16 protein-coding genes are annotated in these 24,480 nt (G+C 66.5%); 13 read left to right on the top strand and 3 right to left on the bottom strand.

From position 1 onward, the window contains the following. Positions 1 to 241: 241 nt before the first annotated feature. Positions 242 to 1,069 (bottom strand): universal stress protein, encoded by an 828-nt coding sequence (locus BVIR_RS13190; protein ID WP_055038075.1) that lies wholly within the window; start codon positions 1,067 to 1,069, stop codon positions 242 to 244. A gap of 411 nt (positions 1,070 to 1,480) precedes the next feature. Between BVIR_RS13190 and BVIR_RS13185 the strand changes: the two genes are divergently transcribed. The 3 genes from BVIR_RS13185 to BVIR_RS13175 all read left to right on the top strand — a co-directional run bounded on the left by BVIR_RS13185 (position 1,481) and on the right by BVIR_RS13175 (position 4,339). After that, positions 1,481 to 2,494 (top strand): glycosyltransferase family 2 protein, encoded by a 1,014-nt coding sequence (locus BVIR_RS13185; protein WP_055038074.1) that lies wholly within the window; start codon positions 1,481 to 1,483, stop codon positions 2,492 to 2,494. Then, positions 2,491 to 3,315: a ChbG/HpnK family deacetylase gene (locus BVIR_RS13180; protein ID WP_055038073.1), complete on the top strand. Its 825-nt coding sequence runs from the start codon at positions 2,491 to 2,493 to the stop codon at positions 3,313 to 3,315. The genes BVIR_RS13185 and BVIR_RS13180 overlap by 4 nt, the downstream gene beginning before the upstream one ends. A gap of 121 nt (positions 3,316 to 3,436) precedes the next feature. Next, the gene (locus BVIR_RS13175; RefSeq protein WP_055038072.1) at positions 3,437 to 4,339 is read left to right on the top strand and encodes a TIGR01459 family HAD-type hydrolase; all 903 of its coding nucleotides are present in this window, start codon (positions 3,437 to 3,439) and stop codon (positions 4,337 to 4,339) included. A gap of 123 nt (positions 4,340 to 4,462) precedes the next feature. Here the strand turns inward: BVIR_RS13175 and BVIR_RS17130 are convergent, their stop codons facing one another. Together BVIR_RS17130 and BVIR_RS13165 are read right to left on the bottom strand one after the other, a co-directional pair. Beyond that, positions 4,463 to 5,359, bottom strand: coding sequence for a protein phosphatase CheZ (locus BVIR_RS17130; protein WP_197604368.1), 897 nt, complete (start codon positions 5,357 to 5,359; stop codon positions 4,463 to 4,465). A gap of 128 nt (positions 5,360 to 5,487) precedes the next feature. Beyond that, positions 5,488 to 5,871 (bottom strand): response regulator, encoded by a 384-nt coding sequence (locus tag BVIR_RS13165; RefSeq protein ID WP_055038071.1) that lies wholly within the window; start codon positions 5,869 to 5,871, stop codon positions 5,488 to 5,490. Positions 5,872 to 6,144: 273 nt separating this feature from the next. Here BVIR_RS13165 and BVIR_RS13160 point away from each other — a divergent pair, with 273 nt between their 5' ends. The 10 genes from BVIR_RS13160 (at position 6,145) to BVIR_RS13115 (ending at position 24,457) form a co-directional block, all read left to right on the top strand. After that, entirely contained in the window at positions 6,145 to 6,540 is a 396-nt protein-coding gene (locus tag BVIR_RS13160; RefSeq protein WP_055038892.1) for a MaoC family dehydratase, read from the top strand. 347 nt (positions 6,541 to 6,887) lie between these two features. After that, positions 6,888 to 7,883: a bifunctional riboflavin kinase/FAD synthetase gene (locus BVIR_RS13155; RefSeq protein ID WP_055038070.1), complete on the top strand. Its 996-nt coding sequence runs from the start codon at positions 6,888 to 6,890 to the stop codon at positions 7,881 to 7,883. 181 nt (positions 7,884 to 8,064) lie between these two features. After that, complete coding sequence (locus tag BVIR_RS13150; RefSeq protein WP_082417132.1) at positions 8,065 to 10,032, top strand: methyl-accepting chemotaxis protein; 1,968 nt, start codon at positions 8,065 to 8,067, stop codon at positions 10,030 to 10,032. Positions 10,033 to 10,464: 432 nt separating this feature from the next. Next, on the top strand, positions 10,465 to 13,524 hold the full coding sequence (ileS, locus tag BVIR_RS13145; protein ID WP_055038068.1) for an isoleucine--tRNA ligase: 3,060 nt from the start codon (positions 10,465 to 10,467) through the stop codon (positions 13,522 to 13,524). Between the two features lie 23 nt (positions 13,525 to 13,547). Further along, positions 13,548 to 13,853, top strand: a complete 306-nt coding sequence (locus tag BVIR_RS13140; RefSeq protein WP_145911962.1) for a hypothetical protein — start codon at positions 13,548 to 13,550, stop codon at positions 13,851 to 13,853. Between the two features lie 92 nt (positions 13,854 to 13,945). Beyond that, positions 13,946 to 14,371, top strand: a complete 426-nt coding sequence (locus BVIR_RS13135) for a hypothetical protein (RefSeq protein ID WP_055038066.1) — start codon at positions 13,946 to 13,948, stop codon at positions 14,369 to 14,371. Further along, positions 14,368 to 14,859 (top strand): signal peptidase II, encoded by a 492-nt coding sequence (lspA, locus tag BVIR_RS13130; protein WP_055038065.1) that lies wholly within the window; start codon positions 14,368 to 14,370, stop codon positions 14,857 to 14,859. The genes BVIR_RS13135 and lspA overlap by 4 nt, the downstream gene beginning before the upstream one ends. Before the next feature lie 99 nt (positions 14,860 to 14,958). Next, positions 14,959 to 15,657, top strand: a complete 699-nt coding sequence (locus tag BVIR_RS13125) for a hypothetical protein (RefSeq protein WP_055038064.1) — start codon at positions 14,959 to 14,961, stop codon at positions 15,655 to 15,657. Positions 15,658 to 16,674: 1,017 nt separating this feature from the next. Further along, on the top strand, positions 16,675 to 21,531 hold the full coding sequence (locus BVIR_RS13120; RefSeq protein WP_082417130.1) for a cadherin-like domain-containing protein: 4,857 nt from the start codon (positions 16,675 to 16,677) through the stop codon (positions 21,529 to 21,531). Between the two features lie 34 nt (positions 21,532 to 21,565). Further along, positions 21,566 to 24,457 (top strand): VCBS domain-containing protein, encoded by a 2,892-nt coding sequence (locus BVIR_RS13115; protein ID WP_055038062.1) that lies wholly within the window; start codon positions 21,566 to 21,568, stop codon positions 24,455 to 24,457. The last annotated feature ends 23 nt before the right edge of the window (positions 24,458 to 24,480 follow it).

Below are 24,480 nucleotides of genomic sequence, written 5' to 3'. Positions count from 1 at the left end.
TGTACTTTATGTCTTGGCGCCGGTAATCAGAGATTTCACGAAATCCACGACTAACGACGCCGCGCGGAAATCCACCTGGCGGTAAAACCGAGGCTTTTTGACGCCGCGAGGTTGGAACATTCTCGCGACGCCGGTGTTTTGGCGGCCGCTATAAGATGAAATTCTGCCGCATGGCGACGTCTTGCTTGAGCATGTCGGATTCGTCAAAGATATGAGTCGCGCCCGCATCCGCGGCGGGCAGTCAGTGCGACAGCAGCACCGGCAGCGTCATCGCGTCGAGAATGCCGCGGGTGGCCCCGCCCAGCACGAATTCTCGCAGGCGCGAATGGCCGTAGCCGCCCATCACCAGCAGGTCGCCGCCGGAAGCGGCGGCGTAGGACAGCAGCGTCTCGCCGATGCCGCCGGCGTCGGAGATTCGCTTGACGTCGACCTTGATGTCGTGCCGCGCCAGGTGCTGGGCGATGTCCGTTCCCGGCATCTTGCCGTTCTTCGCCGGCTCGCCCGTAACCATCACCACGTCGACCCGTCCGGCGCGCGTGAGCAGCGGCAGCGCATCGGCGCAGGCGCGCGCCGCGGGGCGGCTGCCATCCCACGCCAGCAGCACCCGGTCCAGCGCGATCGGCGCGGTCTGGATGTAGGGCACCACCAGCACCGGCCGGCCCGATTCGAACAGCGCGCCTTCGACCACCAGATCCTCCGCGCCGAGCGATTCGGGCTCGGCCTGGGTGACGATCGAAAGGTCGAATACTCGCGCCACCCGCCCGAACAGATCGCCGGAGGCGGAGACGCTGGCGTCGAGCAGCCGGGTTCCGCCCTTCAGGTCGGCGCGGCGCAGCCCCTCCTGGAAACGCGTCACCGCGGCCTCGGCTGCCTTCACGCTCTCCTGCTTCTGTGCGGCGATCAGTTCGGCCGGGATCGCACCGAAGATGCTGGGCGGGATGATCGGCTCGTAGGCGAAGGCGATCCCGGTGATGGATGCGCGGAACATTGTCGCCACCGAGATGGCGAACTCGGCGCCCGGATCGCGACGCTCTCCGGGCGACAAATGCACGAGGATATCCTTGATCATGTGGTCCTCCTCGGCTTGCGGGGCAAACAGTTCAGCCGAAACGGCCGAAGTCTAGCGCGGCGCGCGGCGGGAGGCATCATGATCGGTCCGCACCGCCGGCTGGCGCCGAGGATTGTCCGCGGAGTGCCCAAACGGAACGCGGCCGTCCCCGGGGGAGGACGGCCGCGACCGGCACCGCCCGAAGAGAGGAGCGGCGGGGGTCCGGGACAACGCCGTGAGGGGGGGGCGGCGTGGACTGTCCCGGGGCACTTAGATCACCTACGTGGGGCTTGGCCGTCCGGTTCACCAGACCGCGCACGATCACAGCGACGTGAAACGCACGTTGCGGTGGGCGGAAAGTCCACCGTCCACCCCGCGACAGCCGCAATGCTCCTTGATAAGGTCAGCCCAACGCCGCCAACAGCCGAACCCATGTCAACCGAACCCGCTTCGACCCCCGCCGCCTCGCCCGCCGCGGCGGGGCTGTCCATCATCGTCCCCGTCTACAACGAGGCGGCCAACCTGCCGCTGCTGCACGGCCGCCTGCTGGCCCAGGCGGCCAGCTTCGCCCGCAGTCGCGGGCTCAGGATCGAGCTGGTCTATGTCGACGACGGCTCGTGCGACGCGTCCTTGAGTGTGCTGCGCGGTCTCAAGAGCGACGGCGTCGACCTGCAGGTGCTGTCGTTCTCACGCAATTTCGGCAAGGAGGCGGCGCTGGTGGCCGGGCTCGACCACGCCCGCAACGGCGCCCTGCTGTTCATGGACGCCGACGGCCAGCACCCGCCGGAAATGGTGGAGCAGTTGGTGTCGCTGTGGCTCGACGACGGTTTCGACGTCGCCTACACCGCCAAGGCCCATCGCCGCAACGAGCCTGCGCTCAGGCGCTTCTTCGTCCGCGAATTCTACCGGCTGCTCAATTGGGGTGCGCGCCACCAGATCCCGCCCGACGCCGGCGATTTCCGGCTGCTGTCGCCAAGGGCGGCGGCGGCGCTGCGCCGGCTGCCCGAGCGCAATCGCTTCTTCAAGGGCCTGTCGAGCTGGATCGGGTTCAAGCAGATCTGCGTGCCCTACGAGCCGGCCGAGCGCCTGCACGGCATGTCGAGCTGGAGCTTCAAGTCGCTGGTCGGCCTGTCGATCGAGGGGCTGACCTCGTTCTCGGTGGCGCCGCTGCGGGTTGCCAGCGTGTTCGGTTTCATCTTCGCCGGCACCGCGCTGGTGTTCGGCCTGACCATCATGGTGGAGAAGCTGATTTGGGGCATCGCGGTGCCCGGCTATCCCTCGCTGATGGTGGCGGTCAGCATCATCGGCGGCGTTCAGCTCATCATGATCGGCGTGCTGGGCGAGTACATCGGCAAGATCCTGTCCGAGCTCAAGGCCCGGCCGATCTATTTCCTCGCCGAGCACGAGGTCCGTGCCGCGGCGCCGGCGCCGGAGCCCAAGCCGTGAGGAAAATCCGCCTGGTGGCCGACGACTACGCCCTGGCGCCCGGCCTGTCCGCCGCGATCCGCAACCTCGCCGGCGCCGGCCGGCTGTCGGCGACCTCGGCGATGACGGTGGCGCCTGGCTTCGCGGCGGAGGCCGCGCCGCTGCGTGCGCTCAATACCCCGCGGCCGTTCGGGATCGGCCTGCACCTGACCCTGACCGGGCGGCTCAAGCCGCTCACCGCCGCGTTCGCGCCGACCGCCGCAGAGGGCAGCTTCCTGGAGATCGGCGCGCTGATGGCGCGGGCGTTCACCGGCCGGCTCGACCTGGCACGGCTGCGCGCCGAGCTCGACGCCCAGTTCGACGCCTTCGTCGGCGCGTTCGGCCATCCGCCCGCCCATGTCGACGGCCACCAGCACATCCAGCTCCTGCCCGGCGTTTGCGACGTCGTGCTCGACCTCGTCGCCGCGCGCGCGGCGGGGGCGTGGGTGCGGCAGTGCGGCCCGGCGGGGGCCTCGCCGAGCCCGCTCCGCGACCCCAAGGGCGCGCTGCTGGCGTGGCTGTCCCGCGCGTTCCGGGCGCGGGCCGACGCACGCGGCGTCGTGGTCAACCCGGCGTTCGCCGGACCCTATCTCTACCGGCCGGGCGCCGATTTCGCCGCGCTGTTTCCGGCCTTCCTTGCCGGTCTGCCCGACGGCGGCGTGGTGATGTGCCACCCCGGCACGGTCGATGCCGAGCTGCTGGCGCGCGATCCGCTCACCACCCACCGCGCGGCGGAGTACGCCTTTCTTGCCGGTGATGGCCTGGCGGCGACGCTGGCTGCGGCCGGCGCCGAGCTGGTTTGACCCGGTATCTGGAGCGAGACCAAAGACCTTCCGGCGAGATTGTTTCCGGGTTCATGACCGGAAACCGTATGAATCGCGACACCCGCCGCAGCCTTCACCGTTGCCGAAATCTCATCCCGCCATGTCCGTCTTACCGCCGATGCCGCCGTCCGTTCCGCCCGCTCTCGCCGGCCTGTCCGCATGGGCGGGGCGCTACGACCTCGTGCTCAGCGACGTCTGGGGCGTGCTCCATGACGGCGAAGCCGCCCACCTTGCCGCCTGCACCGCGCTGCAGCGTTTTCGCGCTCGCGGCGGCACCGTGGTGCTGGTGTCCAATGCGCCGCGGCCCGGCAGCGCGGTGGCGGCGCAGCTCGCGGGGTTCGGGGTTCCGGCCGGGGTGTTCGATGCCATCGTCGCCTCCGGCGACGTCAGCCGCGGCCTTTTGGCGGCGCGGCCGGGCGTGCGGCTGTTCCACATCGGGCCGGACCGCGACCTGCCGCTGTTCGAGGGACTGGAGCTGCGCCGGGTGCCGCTCGGCGAGGCCGAGCTGGTGCTGTGCACCGGGCCGTGGAACGACGACGTCGAGACGCCGGACGACTACCGCGATGTGCTGGGCGCCATGCTGGCGCGGCGGCTGACGCTGGTCTGCGGCAATCCCGACCGGGTGGTCGAGCGCGGCGGCCGGCTGGTCTATTGCGCCGGCGCCATCGCCGACCTCTACGCCGAGATGGGCGGCGATACCGTTTACGCCGGCAAGCCGCACCCGCCGATCTATCGCGACGCCCTGGCGCGGGCGGCTGCCGTGCGCGGCGCGGCGGTCGGCCTTCGCCGGGTGCTGGCGATCGGGGATTCGGTGCGCACCGATCTGGCCGGCGCGGCGAGGCAGGGGATCGACTGCCTGTTCATCCTGGCCGGCATTCATGCCGGCGATCTCGGCGAGGCGGCGGCCGATCCGAGCGCGCAGGCGGGACAGGCGGCGCTGGCCGCGTTGTTTGCCGGCACACCTGCGCTGCCGGTGGCGGTGATGACGCAGCTGCGGTGGTGATACGAGACTCCGGCCCACACAGACGCTGCGCGCTGCGTCGCCGGAGGCAACGGGCGAGGGTGGCTCGCGGTGGTATCGAAGGCCGGCGTTTCGGCTGCCGGCCGCCGAGATGGACGCGACCGATCACGCGAACAGCTTGTCGATGTCGTCCTGGCTGTTGCGGTCCACCGGGTCGGTCGCCTCGGTCGGCGCCACCGGCGGCGCTTTGACCGCCGGGCTCGGCGCCGGCATGACGGCCGGTGCGGGCTTGGCCACTGCCGCAGCCGGCGGCGCGGCCGGCTTGGCAGCGGCCGGCGCGGGCTTGGCGGCCGGGGCCGGTGCAGGCTTTGCCACCGCTGCGGGCTGAGGCGCGACCGGCTTGGCCGGCGCAGCCATCGCAGGCTTTTCGGGCGCCGGAGCGGGCTTGGCGGCGACTGGCGCGGCGACAGGCTTGGCCGGGGCGGCGTCGTTCAACATGCTGTCGACGTCGGACTGGCTGACGCCCTGGCCGGCGAGCTGCGGCCCGTGCAGCAGCAGCCGCTCGGCGCGGGCCGCTCGGGTCGCCTCTTCGTCGGAGGCGAAGCCGCCGGCGTCACGGGTGCGGGTGGCCTCGGCGAAGCGGCCCACGCGCGATTCGATCGCCTTCAGCGTCTCGACCACCTTGGCGATGCGCTGGCCGGTGATGTCCTGGAACGAACAGGCTTCGAACACCGCCATCATGCGCTCATCGACGAACGCCTTGTAGGCGTCGGGGTCGGAGGCATCCGCGGACATGATTTCCTCAGCCGCGGTCATGATGCTGTTGGTGGCCGCCTCGGTCGCCTTGACGATGGCGTCCAGTTCCAGGCCGGCGGCGGGGATGCGCGTTTCCTTCAGGTCATGAACCTGCAGCGCGCCGATTTCTTCCTTCATCGACTGGATGTATTCGGCGATTTCGCGCAGTTCGCGATAAACCGCCTTGTCGAGTGTCACGAAAAACGCCTGCAGCGATTCCGCGGTGATCTCGGCAAGTGCCACGACGTCCGAGAGGGACACTTCCATCCCCTTTTTGTCTTTGAGGAAATCGACGATGCGGTTTAGGTGCGCCGTCTGATACGCGCTCACGGAACCTTCTCCTTAAGCGGTCTTCGTCGACCGCTTTCCATTGGTCAGCATTTCAACGGCCGACATCAGTCGGCGAAGACCGCCTCGATCTTCGTCTTCAAAGTCTGGGCGTTGAACGGCTTCACAATGTAGTTGTTGACGCCGGCCTTCTTGGCGGCGATCACGTTTTCGGTCTTGGACTCGGCCGTGACCATGATGAACGGCGTCCTGGCCAGCGACGGATCGCCGCGGACCTCCTTCAACAGCTCGTAACCGGTCATCGGCTCCATATTCCAGTCGGAGATCACGAGGCCGTACCGCTTTTCGCGGAGCTTGTTGAGGGCGGCCGAACCGTCGGAAGCATCATCGACATCTTCAAAGCCGAGCTGCTTCAGAAGATTCCGAATGATTCGAACCATTGTGCTATAATCATCAACAACCAAGATGGGCATCGAAAGGTCGATCGCCATTTCTTCCACTCCGTCGGCAATCCGGCGCTGTTTCGCCAATTTGGACTGGTCCGGAAGAGATCGTCTCCGCCAGAACGTCCCCCTGTACTTGGTCAAAATAACGAACAGCTTTGAACATCCGGTTAATCGCGCAAGCGTCCGGTCACTGCCCTCGAACGATTGCCGATGGCCGCGAGTAGCGGTAACGAGACACCAAATCCGGAGGCCCCCTTGTCAGATCTTCCAACCCGCCTTGGCTTGAAAAGCTTGTATTTCGAGGATCTTGTCGTCGGGATGCGCGAGAGCCTCCTCAAGACGGTAATGTCCGACGACATCGTCGGCTTTGCCGATCTGTCCGGCGATCATAATCCCATTCATCTCTGCGACCTTTACGCCGCCGGCACCCGGTTCGGCGGCCGCATCGCCCACGGTCTTTACACCGCCAGCCTGATCTCCGCGGTGGTCGGCACCCGCCTGCCGGGGCCGGGCGCAATCTATCGCTCGCAAACCCTGAATTTTCACGCACCGGTGCGGATAGGCGACGTGGTGGCGGTGAGCGTGGAGGTCGCCGAACTGGTGGAGAAGGGCCGGCGGGCGCGGCTGCACTGCGAGGCGACGGTGGACGGCAAGGTCGTGCTCGACGGCGAGGCCTGGGTCTCGGTGCCGCCGCGGCCGTCGCCGCACGCTTGACGGATGGGGTGGCGGGCGGCAGGTTGCCGATACGGTTCACCCTCATGTATTGGCGGGGATCGGCCCTGGCGGCTGCACCCGCAGACGTCAGGACACGTCGGCCTTGGGCGATATCTGAGTGTGTGAACGGCGTTTGTCGGCATTTGGCCGGCGGGCTCCATCCATCGAGGCTTCGACGCAACGCCGGGTCCGGTGGTGCGAACGAAACCGGTCTTGCGATAGAACGTGCGTTAAACCAAGAACTTGGAGCATCCGGCCTGACGCGGTCAGATCGGCGGAAGCTCTAGCCCCCGAGGTGTCGCGCAAGTCCGGCTCGCCGGTCGCGGCCCGCAGTCACCGTGCACTCCATGACTCCGTTCAATCCCCTTCTCGTGCCGTCCTTTCGGGTGGTTCGCGGTGCCGAGCCCGTGCCCGCCGACCTGATCGGCGCCGTCGTCGCCATCGGCAATTTCGACGGCGTCCATCGCGGCCATCGTGCGGTGATCGCAGCGGCGGCGGAGCGGGCGCGGGCGCTCGGCCGGCCGGTGGTGGCGCTGACGTTCGAGCCACATCCGCGCGCGGTGTTCGCGCCGCACGTGCCGCTGTTCCGGCTGACGCCCGAGCCGGTCAAGCTGGCGGCGCTCCAGCGCGCCGGCTGCGACGCCGCCATTGTGCTGACGTTCGATACCGCGCTCGCCGCCATCACCGCGACCCGCTTCGTCGACGAAATCCTGGTGGCGCGGTTCCGTATCGCGGGGGCGGCGGTCGGGTTCGACTTCCATTTCGGCAGCGCCCGCGGCGGCTCGCCCGCCTTCCTGGCGAATGCCGGGGCGCGGCGCGGCTTCGCCGTCGACATCGTCGGACCGCTGCACCACGCCGGCCGCGCGGTGTCCTCCAGCGCCATCCGCGAGTTGCTCGGCTCCGGCCGCCTTGAGGACGCCAACGACCTGCTCGGCTACCCCTGGTTCGTCATCGGCTCGGTGATCCGCGGCGACCAGCGTGGCCGCACGCTCGGTTACCCGACCGCGAACATAAGGCTCGATCCGGCCTGTGGCTTGGCGCATGGCATCTATGCAGTGCGCGTCGATGTCGGCGGCCGCCGTTACGACGGCGTGGCCAATTTCGGACGGCGGCCGACCTTCGACAACGGCGCGCCGCTGCTCGAGGTGTTCCTGTTCGATTTCTCCGGCGATCTCTACGGTGCGGAGCTGGCGGTCACTTTTCACGCCCGCCTGCGCGAGGAGCGCAAATTCGCCGACGTCGACGCGCTGGTGCAGCAAATGAATGCAGATACGGCCGCGGCGCGGCTGGCGCTCGCCGGCGATTCCACCGGCACTTCGTTGCCGTTACCAACGCAGGGGTAGCGGTAGCGCGCTGCCCCGACGGCCAAAACCGCAGGGTGTAACGGTCGCCGACAACGGGAAATAATTCTTTCTTTGGGGTTTTGTGGCAAAATTTTTTGCCACATCAGCGAACGCCAACTGATCCGCTTACCATCTCTTAGTCTTCTCGGTCGCACATTCCGCGCGATAAAAGGGGGGACAAATGAGGCTTCAAACCAGTTTAACGGTGGCAATGTGCGGCAGCCTTGCGGTGGCCGCAGTAGGTTTTTTCGCGACCAGTTGGTGGTTCACAGGAAAAATCGTCTCTGAAAGCCTGCATAGCCGGTTGTCCAGCGAGTCGGCGCGGTTCGAGAGCGAGGTTTCGGCCCAGTCGCTGCGGGCGCTGTCGCTGGCGCGGCTCACCGCCAATTTGCCGGATGCAACCGAGGCGTTTGCGAGCCGCGACCGGGCCAAGCTGGCGGCAATGTTCGGGCCGGCGTTCGAGCAGCTCAAGGTCGACGGCGTCGAACAGTTCCAGTTCCACACCGCCCCGGCAAACTCGTTCCTGCGGATGGACAAGCCGGAGGCGTTCGGCGACGACCTGAGCTCGTCGCGGCCGACCGTGGTCGAGGCCAACAAGCGCAACACCGAGGTCCACGGCCTTGAGCACAGTGTCGCCGGCGCCAGCATCCGCGGCGTCATCCCAGTTCAGCACAACGGCGCCGCGATCGGCTCGGTCGAGTTCGGCATTACGTTCGGCGAAACGCTGGCGATGGAGTTCACCCAGCGCACCGCGACCTGGGTGGCGCTGTTCATCGAGCGCGACGGCGGCTTGACCCAGCTCGCCTCGACCTTCCCCAACGGCTTTGCGCCGACCGCCGCCGAGCTCAACGGGGCGCGGGCGGCGCCGGTGCGCAACGATTACGTCGTGCTGGACGGCTCCTCGCTGGCGATCCAGTACGCGCCGCTGGCCGACCTCAACGGCAAGACCGTCGGCGTGGTCGCGCTCGGCGTCGACCGCACCGACCTCGATGTGCTGCAATGGTGGTCGAAGATGGTGTTCGGCGCGGTGTCGCTCGCCGTGCTGCTGCTCGGCTTCGGCCTCGCCTTCCGGCTCGACCAGGCGATCTCGCGGCCGCTCAAGGCGCTCAACGCTTGCATGAAGGAGCTGGCCGATGGCTCGACCGCGATCGAGATCCCGCGCAAGGCGGTGATCGGCGAGATCGGCGAGATGGCCAGCACCGTGTCGGTATTCCGCGACACCGCGCTCGAACGCGAGCGGCTGATGGCCGAGCGGGCGCGCATCCAAGCCGAGCAGGACCGCAACAACCGCCGGGTCGAGGCGGCGGTGGAAAGCTTCCGCGGCTCGGTTACCGACGTGCTGGAGGCGGTCAGCGCCAATACCGCCCGGCTGCGCGGCACCGCCCGCTCGCTGGAGGATATCGCCGGCAATGCCTCCCGCCAGGCCAACTCCGCCAGCGGGGCGTCGGACGAAACCTCCGCCTCGGTGCAGGCCGTCGCCAGCGCCGCCGAGGAGCTGTCGTCCTCGATCCAGGAGATCGCCCGCCAGGTGACGACCGCGAGCACGGTGATCACCAAGGCCGGCGCCACCACCGAGTCCTCGGTGAAGGAGATCGAGACCCTGGCCGCGGCCGGCGCCAAGATCGGCGCGGTGGTCGACCTGATCCAGGCCATCGCCGCCCAGACCAACCTGCTCGCGCTCAACGCCACCATCGAGGCGGCCCGTGCCGGCGATGCCGGCAGGGGCTTTGCGGTGGTGGCGAGCGAGGTAAAGTCGCTTGCCGCCCAGACCGCGACCGCGACCGAGGAGATCGCCCGCCAGATTGCGGCGATCCAGACCTCGACCAAGACCGCGGTCGAGGCCATCCGCGACGTGTCGCACGCCATGAACGACATCGAGGCGGTCACTGGGTCGATCGCCTCCGCGGTCGAGCAGCAGAGCGCCGCGACCCACGAGATCGCCGAGAGCATCCAGCGCGCCGCCAATGTCACCGGCGTCCTGAGCGGCAACGTCTCCGGGGTGTCATCGGCGATCGACGAGACCGGCCGCTCGGCTTCCGACGTGCTGGCGGCGTCCGACGACCTCGCCCGCCAGTCCGACCGCCTGGCAAACGAGGTGCGCGACTTCCTGCTCCAGTTGCGCAGCGAGGACGCCGAGCGCGCGGCGTGAGCGCATTGGCGGGGATTGCGACGTGATTGTCCGCCCCCCCCGGATCATCGCGTCGACCCCCGCAAAGGTTGCGAAATCCGGCCGCTCTGGCCGGATTTTCGTATCTGGCCTGGGCGGCCTGTTTGGCGCCGGCGCCTCACCGCTGCGCCGTCTGAAGCTGGCCGGCGGCTGGCCGCTCCCCCGCGCCGCTGGTTGCCCGACTTGCGGATTTTTTGCGGGTGCCGGGCGGCGGCGGCCGGCAAACGGCCGCCGGGACGCTTTATCCGCGGCGCCGGGCTTGCTAAGAGGAACGCCATGCAGCGCGCGCCCGTCGATAGTCTCTTTGCGGCACGAATTCGCCGCCCGGCCTCCGGCCGGGCCTGACGGTCCGTCGGGGGTCGGGATGATGGTCCCGCCCGAATTCGTCCCTTTGCTGCCCGAGCCCAGATCGCCATGACCAAGCTAGACGCCGCCGACGCCAAGGCCGCCTCGACCACGGCCGCCTCGGCCGATACCGCGTTCGATTACTCCCAGACCCTGTTCCTGCCGCAGACCGCGTTCCCGATGCGGGCCGGCCTGCCGCAGAAGGAGCCCGAGTTGCTCAAGGCCTGGGAGGAGGGCGACCTCTACGGGCGCTTGCGCCAGAGCGCCGCCGGTCGGCCGAAATTCGTGCTGCACGATGGCCCGCCCTACGCCAATGGCAACATCCACATCGGCCACGCGCTGAACAAGATCCTGAAAGACGTGGTGACCAAGTCCCAGCAGATGCTGGGCTTCGACTCCAACTACGTGCCGGGTTGGGACTGCCACGGCCTGCCGATCGAGTGGAAGATCGAGGAGCAGTACCGCGCCAAGGGCAAGAACAAGGACGCGGTGCCGGTGGTGGAGTTTCGGAAAGAGTGCCGCACCTTCGCCGAGCATTGGCTGGACGTGCAGCGCACCGAGTTCAAGCGCCTCGGCGTCATCGGCGACTGGGACCACCCGTACTCGACCATGAGCTTTGCGGCGGAAGCGCAGATCGCCTGTGAAATCATGAAATTCGCGGTGACCGGGCAGCTTTATCGCGGCTCGAAACCGGTGATGTGGAGCGTGGTCGAGAAGACGGCGCTGGCCGAGGCCGAGGTCGAGTACGAGGACCACGTCTCGGATACGATCTGGGTGAAGTTTCCGGTCCGGTACACAGCTGGCGGTGCTGTGGCGTGGACTGATGGCTCCGCGGAAGCAAGCGAAGCACTAGCTCAGAAAAGCCAAGAAAGCTTCGCCAAGCTGATCGGGGCCTCCGTCGTCATCTGGACCACCACGCCGTGGACCATCCCCGGCAATCGCGCCATCAGCTTCTCGTCCCGCATCGCCTACGGCCTCTATGAGGTGACGGAAGCGCCCGCGGACAACTGGGCGAAGGTCGGCGACAAGTTGGTCTTAGCTGACAAACTTGCGGATGAGGTTTTCAAACAAGCGCGTGTGTCCGCGTTCAAACGTCTGTCGGACGTTTCGCGCGCGGAACTTGCGGGTGTCCGCTGCGCCCACCCGCTCGCCGCGCTCGGCTACACCTTCGACGTCCCCCTGCTCGACGGCGACCACGTCACCGACGACACCGGCACCGGCTTCGTCCACACCGCGCCGAGCCACGGCCGCGAAGACTTCGAGATCTGGATGGCCTCCAGGCGCCTGCTCGAGGCGCGCGGCATCGATCCGACCATCCCCTATCCGGTCGACGCCGACGGCGCCTACACCAAGGACGCTCCCGGCTTCGAGGGCAAGCGCGTGCTCACCCACAAGGGCGAGCAGGGCGACGCGAACAAGGCGGTGATCGCGGCGCTGACCGACGCCGGCGCGCTGATCGCCCGCGGCAAGCTCAAGCACCAGTACCCGCACTCCTGGCGCTCCAAGAAGCCGGTGATCTTCCGCAACACCCCGCAGTGGTTCATCGCCCTCGACAAGCCAACCCCGTCTCTCGACGGTAAGACGCTGCGCGAGGTGGCGCTGCGCTCGATCAGCGAGACGCGCTGGGTGCCCGCCACTGGCGAGAACCGCATCACCGGCATGATTTCGAACCGCCCGGACTGGGTGGTGTCGCGCCAGCGCGCCTGGGGCGTGCCGATCACCGTGTTCGTCCACCGCGAGAGCGGCGAAATCCTCAAGGACGAGGCCGTCAACGCCCGCATTGCCGACGCCTTCGCCAACGAAGGCGCGGACGCCTGGTTCGCCGATGCCGACGGCGCGCGCTTCCTTGCGCCCGAGCATGACCCCGCGGCCTGGGAGAAGGTCACCGACGTGCTGGATGTGTGGTTCGATTCTGGCTCGACCCACGCCTATACGCTGGAAGACCCGGTGCACTTCCCCGGCCTTGCCGGCATCAAGCGCATCCGCGACGGCGGCCTCGACACCGTGATGTATCTGGAGGGCTCCGACCAGCACCGCGGCTGGTTCCACTCCTCGCTGCTGGAGAGCTGCGGCACCAGAGGCCGCGCGCCCTACGACGTGGTGCTGACCCACGGCTTCGTGCTGGACGAGGACGGCCGCAAGATGTCGAAGTCGCTCGGCAACACGGTGGCGCCGCAGGACGTCATCAAGGCCTCGGGCGCCGACATCCTGCGGCTGTGGGTGTGCGCCTCGGACTATTCCGACGATCTGCGCATCGGCCCGGAAATCCTGAAAACCACCGCCGACACCTACCGCAAGCTCCGCAACACCCTGCGCTGGATGCTGGGCTCGCTCGCCCATTTCCGCGACGAGGACCGCGTCGCCTTTGCCGACATGCCGGAGCTGGAGCGGCTGATGCTGCATGAGCTCGCCCTGCTCGATCCGGTGGTGCGGCAGGCCTATGCCGACTTCGACTACAAGAAGATCCACGCCGCGCTGACCGCATTCATGACCGCGGACCTGTCGGCGTTCTATTTCGACGTGCGAAAAGATGCGCTCTATTGCGAGCCGATCTCGTCAAAGAAGCGCAAGGCGGCGCTGACGGTGATCGACCGCCTGTTCGACACGCTGGTGACGTGGCTGGCGCCGGTGCTGTCCTTCACCTCGGAGGAGGCGTGGCTGGCGCGCTACGGCGCGGGCTCGGTGCATCTGGAGCTGTTCCCGGCTATCCCGGCCGAGTGGCGCGACGAGGCGCTGGCCGCCAAGTGGGAGCAGGTGCGGCGGGTGCGCCGCGTCGTCACCGGCGCGCTGGAGATCGAGCGGGCGAACAAGCGCATCGGCTCCAGCCTTGAGGCCGCGCCGGTGGTGTTCATCACTGAGGAGGCGCTCAGCGCCACCATCGCCAGCGTCGATTTCGCCGAAGCCTGCATCACCTCGGGCCTCAGGCTTGAGGCTGGTGCCGGCCCGGCCGACGCCTTCCGGCTCGATGAGGTGCCAGGCGTCGCGGTGGTGCCGGCCAAGGCGGAAGGGACCAAGTGCGCCCGCTCCTGGCGCATCACCGCCGATGTCGGCGCCGACCCGGCGTTTCCGGACATCTCCTTGCGCGACGCGCAGGCGATGCGAGAATGGCAGGCGGCGCAGGCGGCTTAAGCCGCCTGCGGGAGGAGAGGCAGATGGACGACGTCAGCGCTCGCGATTCCGATCGCGCAAAGGAGTTGGAAGCCGCGCTGGATGAATTCTATCGCGGGGACATGGCCGAAGTGGTCAATCTGACCCGCGGCGATCTGACGTTCTTGATAGCCCTTCACTTAAATAGTTCTACGCTAAATGCGGCGATGATGAACTATATAAACTCGATTCATCAGGATGGTTTAAGCGCGTCAGTCTCAAAGGGGCGTGAAATTCAAAATAGAATTAAGGAGCAGAATGCGGTTTTGATTGAATTTCTAAGGAAGTTCACATCGAAGGCAGCGGCATGATGGCGGACATTGTCCCTTTTTACCCGCGCGAGATGCTGCCTCGTCCGCCTGATGCCGGGTCGGGTGGCGGTGATGGGCCGGGATCTAGTGGCATGAATGAACGTCTTGCCAAGCTCGAAGTGCGTGCCGATTCCGTCGATCGGCGCCTCGAAAGCATCGAGGGAAAGTTGGATAGATTGGTGGAGAAGATCGTCGCTCTGCCCAGCCGCGAGGTCTTGGACGCCGTCGTTGCGGAGAAGACCGCCACCCTGCCCAGCCGCGAGTTCCTGGTCACCGTGGTGATCAGTTCGGTCGCGCTCATGTTGGCCGTCGCCTTGGCGATTGTGGCCATCACCTTCCAGATCGCCGATTACGCTGCCAAGCAGGCCGCCCCCACGCCGCAGCCTTCCACAGCGCCACAGTCGACCATCATCGTCGTCCCCGGTCCTTACGCCGCGCCGGCCCAAGGTCCTGCCCAAGTTCCGCAGGTCGCCCCGCCGACCGTTCCGTCCACGCCCGCACCGCCGGCCCGCCCGTGACCCGTCCTCGTCATCTCACCCTCGGCCTGATCGCCATCCTTTTCACCCTGGCGCTCGACCAGGGCTTCAAGCTGTGGATGCTGTTCGGCTTTGACATCGCCGACCGCGGCATCGTGTCGGTCGGGCCCTATCTCGATCTGGTAATGGCCTGGAACAAGGGCATCTCCTACGGCCTGTTCCAGCAGGACGGCGAGGTCGGCCGCTGGGTGCTGGTCGCCATCAAGGCGGCGGCCGCCGTGGTGTTCGGGGCCTGGCTGCTCAAGGCCGAGACCCGGCCCACCGCGCTCGGCCTTGGCCTTGTCATCGGCGGTGCACTCGGCAACGGTATCGACCGCGTGCTGTGGGGGGCGGTGGCCGACTTCTTCTCCTTCCACGTCGGCAGCTTTCGGTGGTATGTATTCAACTTGGCCGATGCCGCGATCGTGTTGGGGGTTATCCTCCTGCTTTATGACGCGCTGCTGGGGCCCGCCGCAAAAAAGCCGGCATGACTGGCAAGGGATAGGCCTTCAGCTTGTCCGCGCGGATCGCGGGTGCTGTCGAGCCGAGGGACCAGTCCTGAAGACGGCAGAATTTGAGGGAGTGTCGCGATGAAGACAGGTTTCGTGCGTCGCATTCTTCCTTTGGTCGTCCTGGCCGCGGTGGCGCTGCCGAACGGGGCGCGTGCCGAGGACGACGAGCCCTCCATCGAGCAGAAGGTCATCAAGAACCTGCTCGGTGGCGTCGGCCTGATCGAGAACAAGCCGCCGATCGATTATCGCGAGCGCGCGCCGCTGGTGGTGCCGCCCTCGACCGAGGCGCTGCCGCCGCCGCGCACCGATGACGCCGCGGCCGCCAATCCGGCCTGGCCGCGCGACCCGGACGTGGTGCGCGCCAAGGCCGCGGCCGAGGCCGACGTCAGCCGGCCGGTATTGCGCACCGACTCCGGCCGCGCCCTCGGCATCGACGAGATCCGCCGCGGCCGCACCAAGCAGGCCAAGGACGACGAGCCGCAGAAGTCGAGCGACTATTTCGAGGGCGCCAACGATCGGCTGTCACCGGGCCAGCTCGGCTTCACCGGCTGGGGCATGAAGAAGGACGAGAAGATCGTCTTCACCGGCGAGCCGGATCGCACCCGTCTGACCCAGCCGCCGCCCGGCTTGCAGACGCCTTCGCCCGATCAGCCCTACGGCGTGATCGGCGACGACAAGCTCGACGACAACTGGCTCAACCGGATCTTCTCGCCGGGACGCGTCGCCGCCGGCCGCGACAGCGGCGCCGACCGCTCCGCCCGCGACAACACCAAGTGACGCGGTTTTCGGGAGATCTCGTCAGACGTCCGGAAACCGCCTGACCTGGCCACCGGGATTCCGATCGGCCGTGGATGAAACCGCCGGGTCGCTCGGAACGGACACGTTTTGCGGTGATACGGAATCCGGCCGATCAGGCCGGATTTTCGTCGTCCGGTCGCCGGAAAATCTCTTTCCGATCAAGGATCTTTCGGCGTGGCTGTTTCCGGGATCACGAAGTGATCATCCGGAAGCCGTGGGAGAGCCATGCCGAACCGATCCAACGGAAGCCGCCCCGGAGCCGGGAAGCGGCAGGAGACCTCGCCACGGATCGTCTCGTCGAGCCGGTAGAAGCTCGGTCTGCGTCCGGTGAACCTCGCCGGGGGCCTAAACCGGTAGCGGCGTCAGCTGACAGTCGGCTTCGGGCGCAGGACATTGATATTATTGATTTTAAAAGAGAAAAGTGGCCAGCTCGCCACCGCCACCGATCTCGCGCCGTGGCTTTCCGCCATGCGGGGCCGCCTTCGCGTTATCGCCGTTCTGTAACCTGTTGCCGGCGATCTGCCTGGGCGGATGCGGAACTGTGCCGATAGCGCGGGGTTAGCCCAATCCTGGTGCCGCCGGGCGAGGCCATTATCGACGCCCGCATTCGGGCGTACTGCGCACACTGACGGAACGAGACGATCGGGCGGCCGGCGGCCAGGTACTCACCGACAGATGTCCCGCCGCCGCCGCGGAGGCAAGTTTGCAACTTAAGCGCGACAATTATCGCCAAGTCCTGCCATGACGGAAGACGTCACTCACGCGCTGACCCATGGTCACGGTCGCTGATCTTGAATAAAAAACAAGCTAAAGCAGATACTTGTAGAATTTAATGCCGCTGCGGTTGCTCCTGCAAACTGAAATGGAAATAACACAAGTTCGACATCGGCTGCATCCACAAGTTGACCATTTGCGACATTAACAATACGTTGAATTCAATTGGAGAGAGCAGCGATTGCCCTCGCGAGGGGCAGGCTTTGTCGGCTGGAGCGGCTCATGAACGCGAGCGTCACGGTTGCGCAATTGGAGGGGAGCCCGCCTGCGGCAGGCTCGAACCCGCAAGGTCAGCGCGTCCTGAAAGTTGTTAAGCCGGCAAGCGGTGAGGCTGTCGCAATTCGAGTTGAGCCGGGTGTAACGCTCGATCTTTCCGACATTGCGTTTGACAATATCACGCTCGTCCGCCTCGGCGAGCGGTTGGTTATTGTATTTCCGGACAAAGCGGCCGTTGCTCTACAGCCGTTTTTCGGTGCCGATGGCAAGCCGCTCCAGGACATTTCTCTTCAGCTTGGCCCCGATAAGACGCTGCCGGGGCAGGAATTCGCCGGCGTCTTTCCGATAGGAACCGATCCCTCGGCGATTCCCGCGACGGGAGCGATCGCCAGAGTCGTCGAAGTCCAAAGTGGCTTCGAATTCGGCTCTCCGGTGATCGATCCGCTAACGCCGTCGGGTCAGAGGCCGAATGTGGCCGCCGGCAGTTTGGCTGCCGGTGCGTCGGGCGATGAGTTGCCGCTGCCGACGCCGGTTGCGACCGAGGGCTCGCGCAACGTTGAAAGCAGAACGTCGGCGACGACGACCGCCGATGTGAACGACGCGCCGGTTGCGGTCGCGGTCGCGCTCGGGGCGGTCGCCGAGGACGGCTCGGTGACGATCACGGCGGCGCAGCTGCTGGCCGGGGTCTCGGACGTCGACGGCCCGGCGGCGACGATCGCGTCTTTGGTGCTGACCAGCGGTAACGGCACGCTGGTGCAGCTCGACGCGACGACGTGGCGCTATAGCGGGGCGCTCGACGACGACAGCGAGGCGAGGTTCGCCTACACCGCGACCGATGGCGCGTTGACGGCGTCGTCGGTGGCGACGCTGGACCTCACGCCGGTGAACGACGCGCCGGTTGCGTCCGCGGTCGCGCTCGGCGCGGTCGCCGAGGACGGTTCGGTGACGATCACGGCGGCGCAGCTGCTGGCCGGGGTCTCGGACGTCGACGGCCCGGCGGCGACGATCGCGTCTTTAGTGCTGACCAGCGGCAACGGCACGCTGGCGCAGCTCGACGCGACGACGTGGCGCTATAGCGGGGCGCTCGACGACGACAGCCAGGCGACGTTCGCCTACACCGCGACCGATGGCGCGTTGACGGCGTCGTCGGTGGCGACGCTGGACCTCACGCCGGTGAACGACGCGCCGGTTGCGTCCGCGGTCGCGCTCGGCGCGGTCGCCGAGGACGGCTCGGTGACGATCACGGCGGCGCAGCTGCTGGCTGGGGTCTCGGACGTCGACGGCCCGGCGGCGACGATCGCGTCTTTGGTGCTGACCAGCGGTAACGGCACGCTGGTGCAGCTCGACGCGACGACGTGGCGCTATAGCGGGGCGCTCGACGACGACAGCGAGGCGAGGTTCGCCTACACCGCGACCGATGGCGCGTTGACGGCGTCGTCGGTGGCGACGCTGGACCTCACGCCGGTGAACGACGCGCCGGTTGCGTCCGCGGTCGCGCTCGGCGCGGTCGCCGAGGACGGTTCGGTGACGATCACGGCGGCGCAGCTGCTGGCCGGGGTCTCGGACGTCGACGGCCCGGCGGCGACGATCGCGTCTTTAGTGCTGACCAGCGGCAACGGCACGCTGGCGCAGCTCGACGCGACGACGTGGCGCTATAGCGGGGCGCTCGACGACGACAGCCAGGCGACGTTCGCCTACACCGCGACCGATGGCGCGTTGACGGCGTCGTCGGTGGCGACGCTGGACCTCACGCCGGTGAACGACGCGCCGGTTGCGTCCGCGGTCGCGCTCGGCGCGGTCGCCGAGGACGGCTCGGTGACGATCACGGCGGCGCAGCTGCTGGCTGGGGTCTCGGACGTCGACGGCCCGGCGGCGACGATCGCGTCTTTGGTGCTGACCAGCGGCAACGGCACGCTGGTGCAGCTCGACGCGACGACGTGGCGCTATAGCGGGGCGCTCGACGACGACAGCGAGGCGAGGTTCGCCTACACCGCGACCGATGGCGCGTTGACGGCGTCGTCGGTGGCGACGCTGGACCTCACGCCGGTGAACGACGCGCCGGTTGCGTCCGCGGTCGCGCTCGGCGCGGTCGCCGAGGACGGCTCGGTGACGATCACGGCGGCGCAGCTGCTGGCCGGGGTCTCGGACGTCGACGGCCCGGCGGCGACGATCGCGTCTTTGGTGCTGACCAGCGGCAACGGCACGCTGGCGCAGCTCGACGCGACGACGTGGCGCTATAGCGGGGCGCTCGACGACGACAGCGAGGCGAGGTTCGCCTACACCGCGACCGATGGCGCGTTGACGGCGTCGTCGGTGGCGACGCTGGACCTCACGCCGGTGAACGACGCGCCGGTCCTGAGCGGACATGAAAACCTCGTGCCCGTGAACGAAGACAGTTCCGGCGATCCCGGAACCAGCGTCGCCACCATGCTGGCTGGGCACGCAACCGACGTCGATAGTGCGAGCATCGGGATCGCGATCGTCGCCATCGATGCAAGCCACGGCACATGGCAGTTCAAGTCGGCAGGCGGAGCCTGGACCAGTTTTACGCTTGCGGCCGGCGAAGCGCTGCATCTGGTCCCGACCGATTTGGTTCGCTTCGTTCCCGCCGCCAATGTGCAGACGACCTCGCCGACATTGTTCGACGTGAACGGAAATCCGGTTGCCGAGGCCAATCCGTCCCACATCTCCGCCCCGACGATCATGTTTCGCGCGTTCGACGGCGTTTCCTCCGTCCCGTCCGGAACGATCGCAGCGGTGTCGGCCGTCGGCGGCGATACCGCCTACAGCGCCACGACCGAGACGGCGTCGATCGCTGTCGTCGGCCAACTCGACCGCGTTTTCACCGCGACCAGCGACACCGTCGATCTCGGCGCGATCGCGAACGATCCGGCGGCCGATGCGAACTGGTTCGAGGATGGCAACTATTTCGATGCTGGCGACGGCGACGATCGGGTCACGCTTGCGGGTGCTGGGACGCCACTTTCCACATTGTATGCCGGAAAGACCCTCGCATTGGGTGACGGCGCCGATATGGCCGATGCGTCGTCGTCGACGATCGCGATCACGGTCGTGGGCGGAACTGGCACCGACCGGCTCCTGGCGTCCGCGGCAACGTCGAATGTCACGTTCGATGGCGGCAACAGCGATCTTGCCCTCGACGTTCTGCAGGTGACCGGTGTCGTCGGTGCGCTCATCGACAAGACCGGGGCGTCGTCAGGAGCGGGGTCGTTCGATGTCTTCGCCAACGGCGCGGCCACGGCGAATGTGTCCGCCACCCATATCGAACGTGTTGAGATTTCGGGGACGGGACCAAGCTCGGTCCTCACGGTTCTGGGCGACGATATGGAGGTCGATCCGATCTCGCCCGGGGACGAGCGGATCGTGGTGGCGGATCAGTCCGGCGGCTTCACCATCGATTTTCTTGATTACCTGGAGCAGGTGTCGGCGACCGACTATGGCCGGCTGGTTATCGACGGTCGGCAAGGCGACGACACCTTTGACCTGACCGGCCTGACTTCGGCGTCCGGCCTCAACAGCGGCATTGGCGCGGTGGAACTGCGCGGGGGCGCGGGTGAGGACCGCTTCACGTTCGGGTCGGCCAGTGCCGCAGCGACGGTTATCGGCGGAACGGAATTTGGCGTGCTGCTGTTCGGCGGCGATACGGTCGAAGCGGTGTCGGTCGGCGACGCCGAGGTGGTCAAGATCGCCGGGTATGCGTTCGACGTGAACTGGAACGGGTCGCAGCATGTTCATGCAACCGAGGTCGATCGCGTTGTGATTTCGGGCACGGGCCTGGGTTCGACGCTGACGGTTGCGGGGGAAGATGTTGAGATCGATCCGCTCTGGCCTGGAGATGAACGGCTTCAGCTGTCGGATCAGTCCGGCGGCGGTTTCACCATCGAGTTCCTCGATTACCTGGAGCAGGTGTCGGCGACGAATTACGGGCGGCTGGTTGTGGACGGCCGGCAGGGTGACGACACCTTTGACCTGACCGGCCTGACTTCGGCGTCCGGCCTCAACAGCGGCATTGGCGCGGTCGAACTGCGCGGGGGCGCGGGCGAGGACCGCTTCACGTTCGGGCCGGACAGCGTCGCGGCGACGGTTATCGGCGGAACGGAACTCGGCGTGCTGCTGTTCGGCGGCGATACGGTCGAGGCGGTGTCGGTCGGAGACGCGACCGTGACCAAGACCGGCGGGTTCGCATTCGACGTGAGCTGGAGTGGCGCGCAGCACGTTCAAGCGACAGAGATCGAACGAGTTGAGATATACGGGACGGGGCCGGGCTCGACGCTGACGGTTGAGGGAGAGCTTTATGTTGATCCGATTTCGCCGGGGGACGATCGGATATTGGTAGCGGACCAGATCGGTGGCGGTTTCACCGTCGATTTCATTGGAAACATGGAACAGGTGTTGGCGACGAATTACGAACATCTTGTGCTCGACGGCCGGCAAGGCGACGACATCTTTGACGTGGCTGGCCTGACCACGGCGTCCGGCCTCGACAACCTCAGCCTCGTCGGCGGCGCGGGCCGTGACAGTTTCATTTTTGGCACCGGCAATCCTGCGGTCGCAATCTCCGACTTCACGATTGGAAGTGGCGAAGTTGATACGCTTGATCTTTCAAAATTCTATGAGGCCGGAAAGGATTCGGCGGATATCATTCTCGACGACGGCATCACCCAAGTAACGCTCTCCGACCTTCTTGGTGGAGTGGGTTCGAATCTCGCTGGCACTGTTAGTGTCACGGATATTTCGAGTGGAGCGGGCGTGTCGATTGCTCAGCTGACAGTGGTGGGGGCTACGGCGGGCGACGACATTATGCGCGTCGTATGGAACGGCAGCCAAACGGCCTACGTCTGAAACGACGTCGTTCAGAGAAATCCAGGAACGTCCAATGGCGACCTACAATGGGACCAGCGGCAACGATACCATCAACGGCTCGCCGAGCGATGATGACATCTTCGGTGGTCAGGGCAACGATGCGCTCCGAGGCGCCGACGGCAACGACACGATTTACGGCGAGGAAGGCAGCGACTCGCTTGATGGCGGTGCGGGCAACGACACGTTGATCGGCGGTCTTGGTAACGACACGCTGACCGGTGGCGCACAAACCGACACAGCCGTGTTCTCGGGAAAATGGAGCGACTATACGATCGCGCGAGATTCGTCCGGACGCATAATTGTCTCGGATAATCGGGCTCCGAGCTCGAACTATGACGGTATCGATACCGTATCGAGCGTCGAGTATTTCCGGTTCGCCGATATATCCGGTATCGGAACGGTCGATGTCGCCTTGGCCAACATCCTGAACGTTGCGCCCCAGACCGACACCGTCACCGGTTCTGGTCTTGAAGATGCCGCCTCCGTCGCTGTCACGCTGTCTGCCAGCGATAGCGACGGCTCGGTGGCATCGTTCAGGTTGGTGAGCGTGCCCGTGGGCGGCACGCTTTTCAGCGACGCTGCGCTGCTCACGGTTATTTCGGAAGGCAGCACCGTCGGCGCCGTCGGCAACACCGCGATTGTTTACTTCAAGCCTGCCGCCAACTGGAGCGGCACCGCCACCTTCGAATTCGCGGCGGTTGATAATTTGGGCCGGGATGACGCATCGCCGGCGACCGCCTCGGTGACGATAGCCCCGGTGAATGACGCGGCGACGATCGCGGGCACGGTGTCTGGCGCCGTGACCGAGGATACCGTGGTGACGGCGAGCGGCACGTTGACGATCGCCGACGTCGACGCCGGCGAGGCCACGGTGCAGACGATTGCGGCGGGGACGGCGGGCGATGCCGGCTACGGCACCTTCGCGGTGTCGGCGGCCGGGGTGTGGAGCTACACGCTGAACAACGCCGCCCCGGCGGTGCAGGCGCTGGGCGCGGGCGGCACGCTTGCAGACACCATCACGGTGTGGTCGGCGGACGGCACCGCCAGCCAGCTCATCACCATCGCCATCGCCGGCACCAACGACGTGGCGACGATCGCGGGCACGGTGTCCGGCGCGGTGGTCGAGGATACCGTGGTGACGGCGACCGGTACGCTGGCGATCGCCGACGTCGACGCCGGCGAGGCCACGCTGCAGGCGATTGCGGCGGGGACGGCGGGCGATGCCGGCTACGGCACCTTCGCGGTGTCGGCGGCCGGGGTGTGGAGCTACACGCTGAACAACGCCGCCCCGGCGGTGCAGGCGCTGGGGGTGGGCGGCACGCTTGCGGACACCATCACGGTGTGGTCGGCGGACGGCACCGCCAGCCAAGTCATCACCGTCGCCATCGCCGGTGAAAATGACGCGCCGACTTTGGAGGCTCATTCCGCGGGGACAATCGTCGAGACGGCGAGCCAGGACGTCCACTTCGACCCGATCATTGGTCGGCTTGAAGGGTACGACGTCGATAACGACCCTCTCAGCTACATGGTGGTGAAGGAGGACGGCAGCACCGATGCGATCAAGGTCGGCACCTACGGCACCCTGACCGTGCACGAGGACGGCACCTACATCTACGATCCGAATGCCGCGGCGATCGACGCCTTGACCGAGCACGCCACGGACGTCTTCACGGTGGCGACGTTTGACGGGGTCGAGAGGACGGAAACGACCCTGACGATCAACATCGACGGCGTGAACGATACGCCGGACGATATCAGTTGGTCGCTCATGGGCGGCGTGGACGAGGATGGCGTCGTAACGAATCCGATCGTCGCGGAGTTCTCGCGCATCGGCTACGTGGTCGGAAAGCTCGATGTGAGGAACAATGGAGAACCGCAACAGGCATTGACGTTCGAACTGGTTGATAACGACGATGGTGTGATCTCGATCGACAGCACCGGGTTGGTTAAGATTCTGGATCCGACGAATCTCACCGTTGAGGGCTATGGCTATGATCCGGAAAACGAGGTCAGCGAAGTGGAGCCCGACGTTCTGGGATACTCCTTCTTTGTCAGAGTGACCGACGCTCTCGGCGCGAGTTTTATCGTCCAGCAGTATTTCACGATCGCCGAACAGATCAAGTTCAGCGGGGTCACGGTTCTCGAACGGCTGAACGGGTTTTCGAACACCTTCGATCTGACCGCCGAAGACGGGGAGAGTTCCGTCCTCGGTGGCATGTTCAGATATGGCAACAACTTCGTCGACGGCGGCGGCGGCAACGACACTCTGACGACCGGCGATCGCAATCCGGATCCGGCAATCTGGGCGGGTGGCAACGACGTGCTGGTCGGCGGCACCGGCAATGACACGCTCAATGCCGGCAACGGCAGCGTCAATCAGCTCGACGGTGGTTCCGGCGACGACAGTCTGACCGCAGGCTCCGGCGACGACTGGTTCGTTGGTGGCACCGGAAATGACATCATCGCCACGGGCGACGGTCACGACATCGTCCAGTACAGCTGGACGTCGGAGAGCGGAGCTTTGAGAAGCGACGTCTATGCCGTGTCGACCGCGGGCATCACCACGAGTTGGTCGGACACCATCAACGACTTCACTGTCGGCACCGACAAGATCGCGTTCACCGCGGGGACGGCGACGCACTCGTTCGGCCTCGGCGACGCCGGCGTGCTCGCCGGTGCCAAGCTCGTGGTTTATTCGAGCACCGGTGGCGACCACATCGCCGGAACCGCCGACGACGTGATCGCGTCTGGGACTGAGGCCGTCGGTTCTCAGCTCAAGTACTACGCCGAAACTGGTGAGCTTTGGTTCGACCGCAACGGTTCCGATGGCCTCGCCGACGCCTATAAAGTTGCGACCTTGAATGGCGATCCGGTGCTGACCGCGTCAGACCTCCTTCTGGTCTGATCGTCCACCGGCCACGATGGCGG

Origin of the sequence: Blastochloris viridis (assembly GCF_001402875.1) — a bacterium.
Taxonomy (GTDB): domain Bacteria; phylum Pseudomonadota; class Alphaproteobacteria; order Rhizobiales; family Xanthobacteraceae; genus Blastochloris; species Blastochloris viridis.
This window is presented reverse-complemented; position numbering and strand designations above follow the sequence as displayed.

Bases quoted from the DNA above. Each gene is read 5' to 3' on its own strand.
- BVIR_RS13190 (WP_055038075.1), bottom strand. From the start codon at position 1,069: ATGATCAAGGATATCCTCGTGCATTTGTCGCCCGGAGAGCGTCGCGAT.
- BVIR_RS13185 (WP_055038074.1), top strand. From the start codon at position 1,481: ATGTCAACCGAACCCGCTTCGACCCCCGCCGCCTCGCCCGCCGCGGCG.
- BVIR_RS13175 (WP_055038072.1), top strand. From the start codon at position 3,437: ATGTCCGTCTTACCGCCGATGCCGCCGTCCGTTCCGCCCGCTCTCGCC.
- BVIR_RS17130 (WP_197604368.1), bottom strand. From the start codon at position 5,359: ATGGAAGTGTCCCTCTCGGACGTCGTGGCACTTGCCGAGATCACCGCG.
- BVIR_RS13165 (WP_055038071.1), bottom strand. From the start codon at position 5,871: ATGGCGATCGACCTTTCGATGCCCATCTTGGTTGTTGATGATTATAGC.
- BVIR_RS13160 (WP_055038892.1), top strand. From the start codon at position 6,145: ATGCGCGAGAGCCTCCTCAAGACGGTAATGTCCGACGACATCGTCGGC.
- BVIR_RS13155 (WP_055038070.1), top strand. From the start codon at position 6,888: ATGACTCCGTTCAATCCCCTTCTCGTGCCGTCCTTTCGGGTGGTTCGC.
- BVIR_RS13150 (WP_082417132.1), top strand. From the start codon at position 8,065: ATGAGGCTTCAAACCAGTTTAACGGTGGCAATGTGCGGCAGCCTTGCG.
- ileS (WP_055038068.1), top strand. From the start codon at position 10,465: ATGACCAAGCTAGACGCCGCCGACGCCAAGGCCGCCTCGACCACGGCC.
- BVIR_RS13140 (WP_145911962.1), top strand. From the start codon at position 13,548: ATGGACGACGTCAGCGCTCGCGATTCCGATCGCGCAAAGGAGTTGGAA.
- BVIR_RS13135 (WP_055038066.1), top strand. From the start codon at position 13,946: ATGAATGAACGTCTTGCCAAGCTCGAAGTGCGTGCCGATTCCGTCGAT.
- BVIR_RS13125 (WP_055038064.1), top strand. From the start codon at position 14,959: ATGAAGACAGGTTTCGTGCGTCGCATTCTTCCTTTGGTCGTCCTGGCC.
- BVIR_RS13120 (WP_082417130.1), top strand. From the start codon at position 16,675: ATGAACGCGAGCGTCACGGTTGCGCAATTGGAGGGGAGCCCGCCTGCG.
- BVIR_RS13115 (WP_055038062.1), top strand. From the start codon at position 21,566: ATGGCGACCTACAATGGGACCAGCGGCAACGATACCATCAACGGCTCG.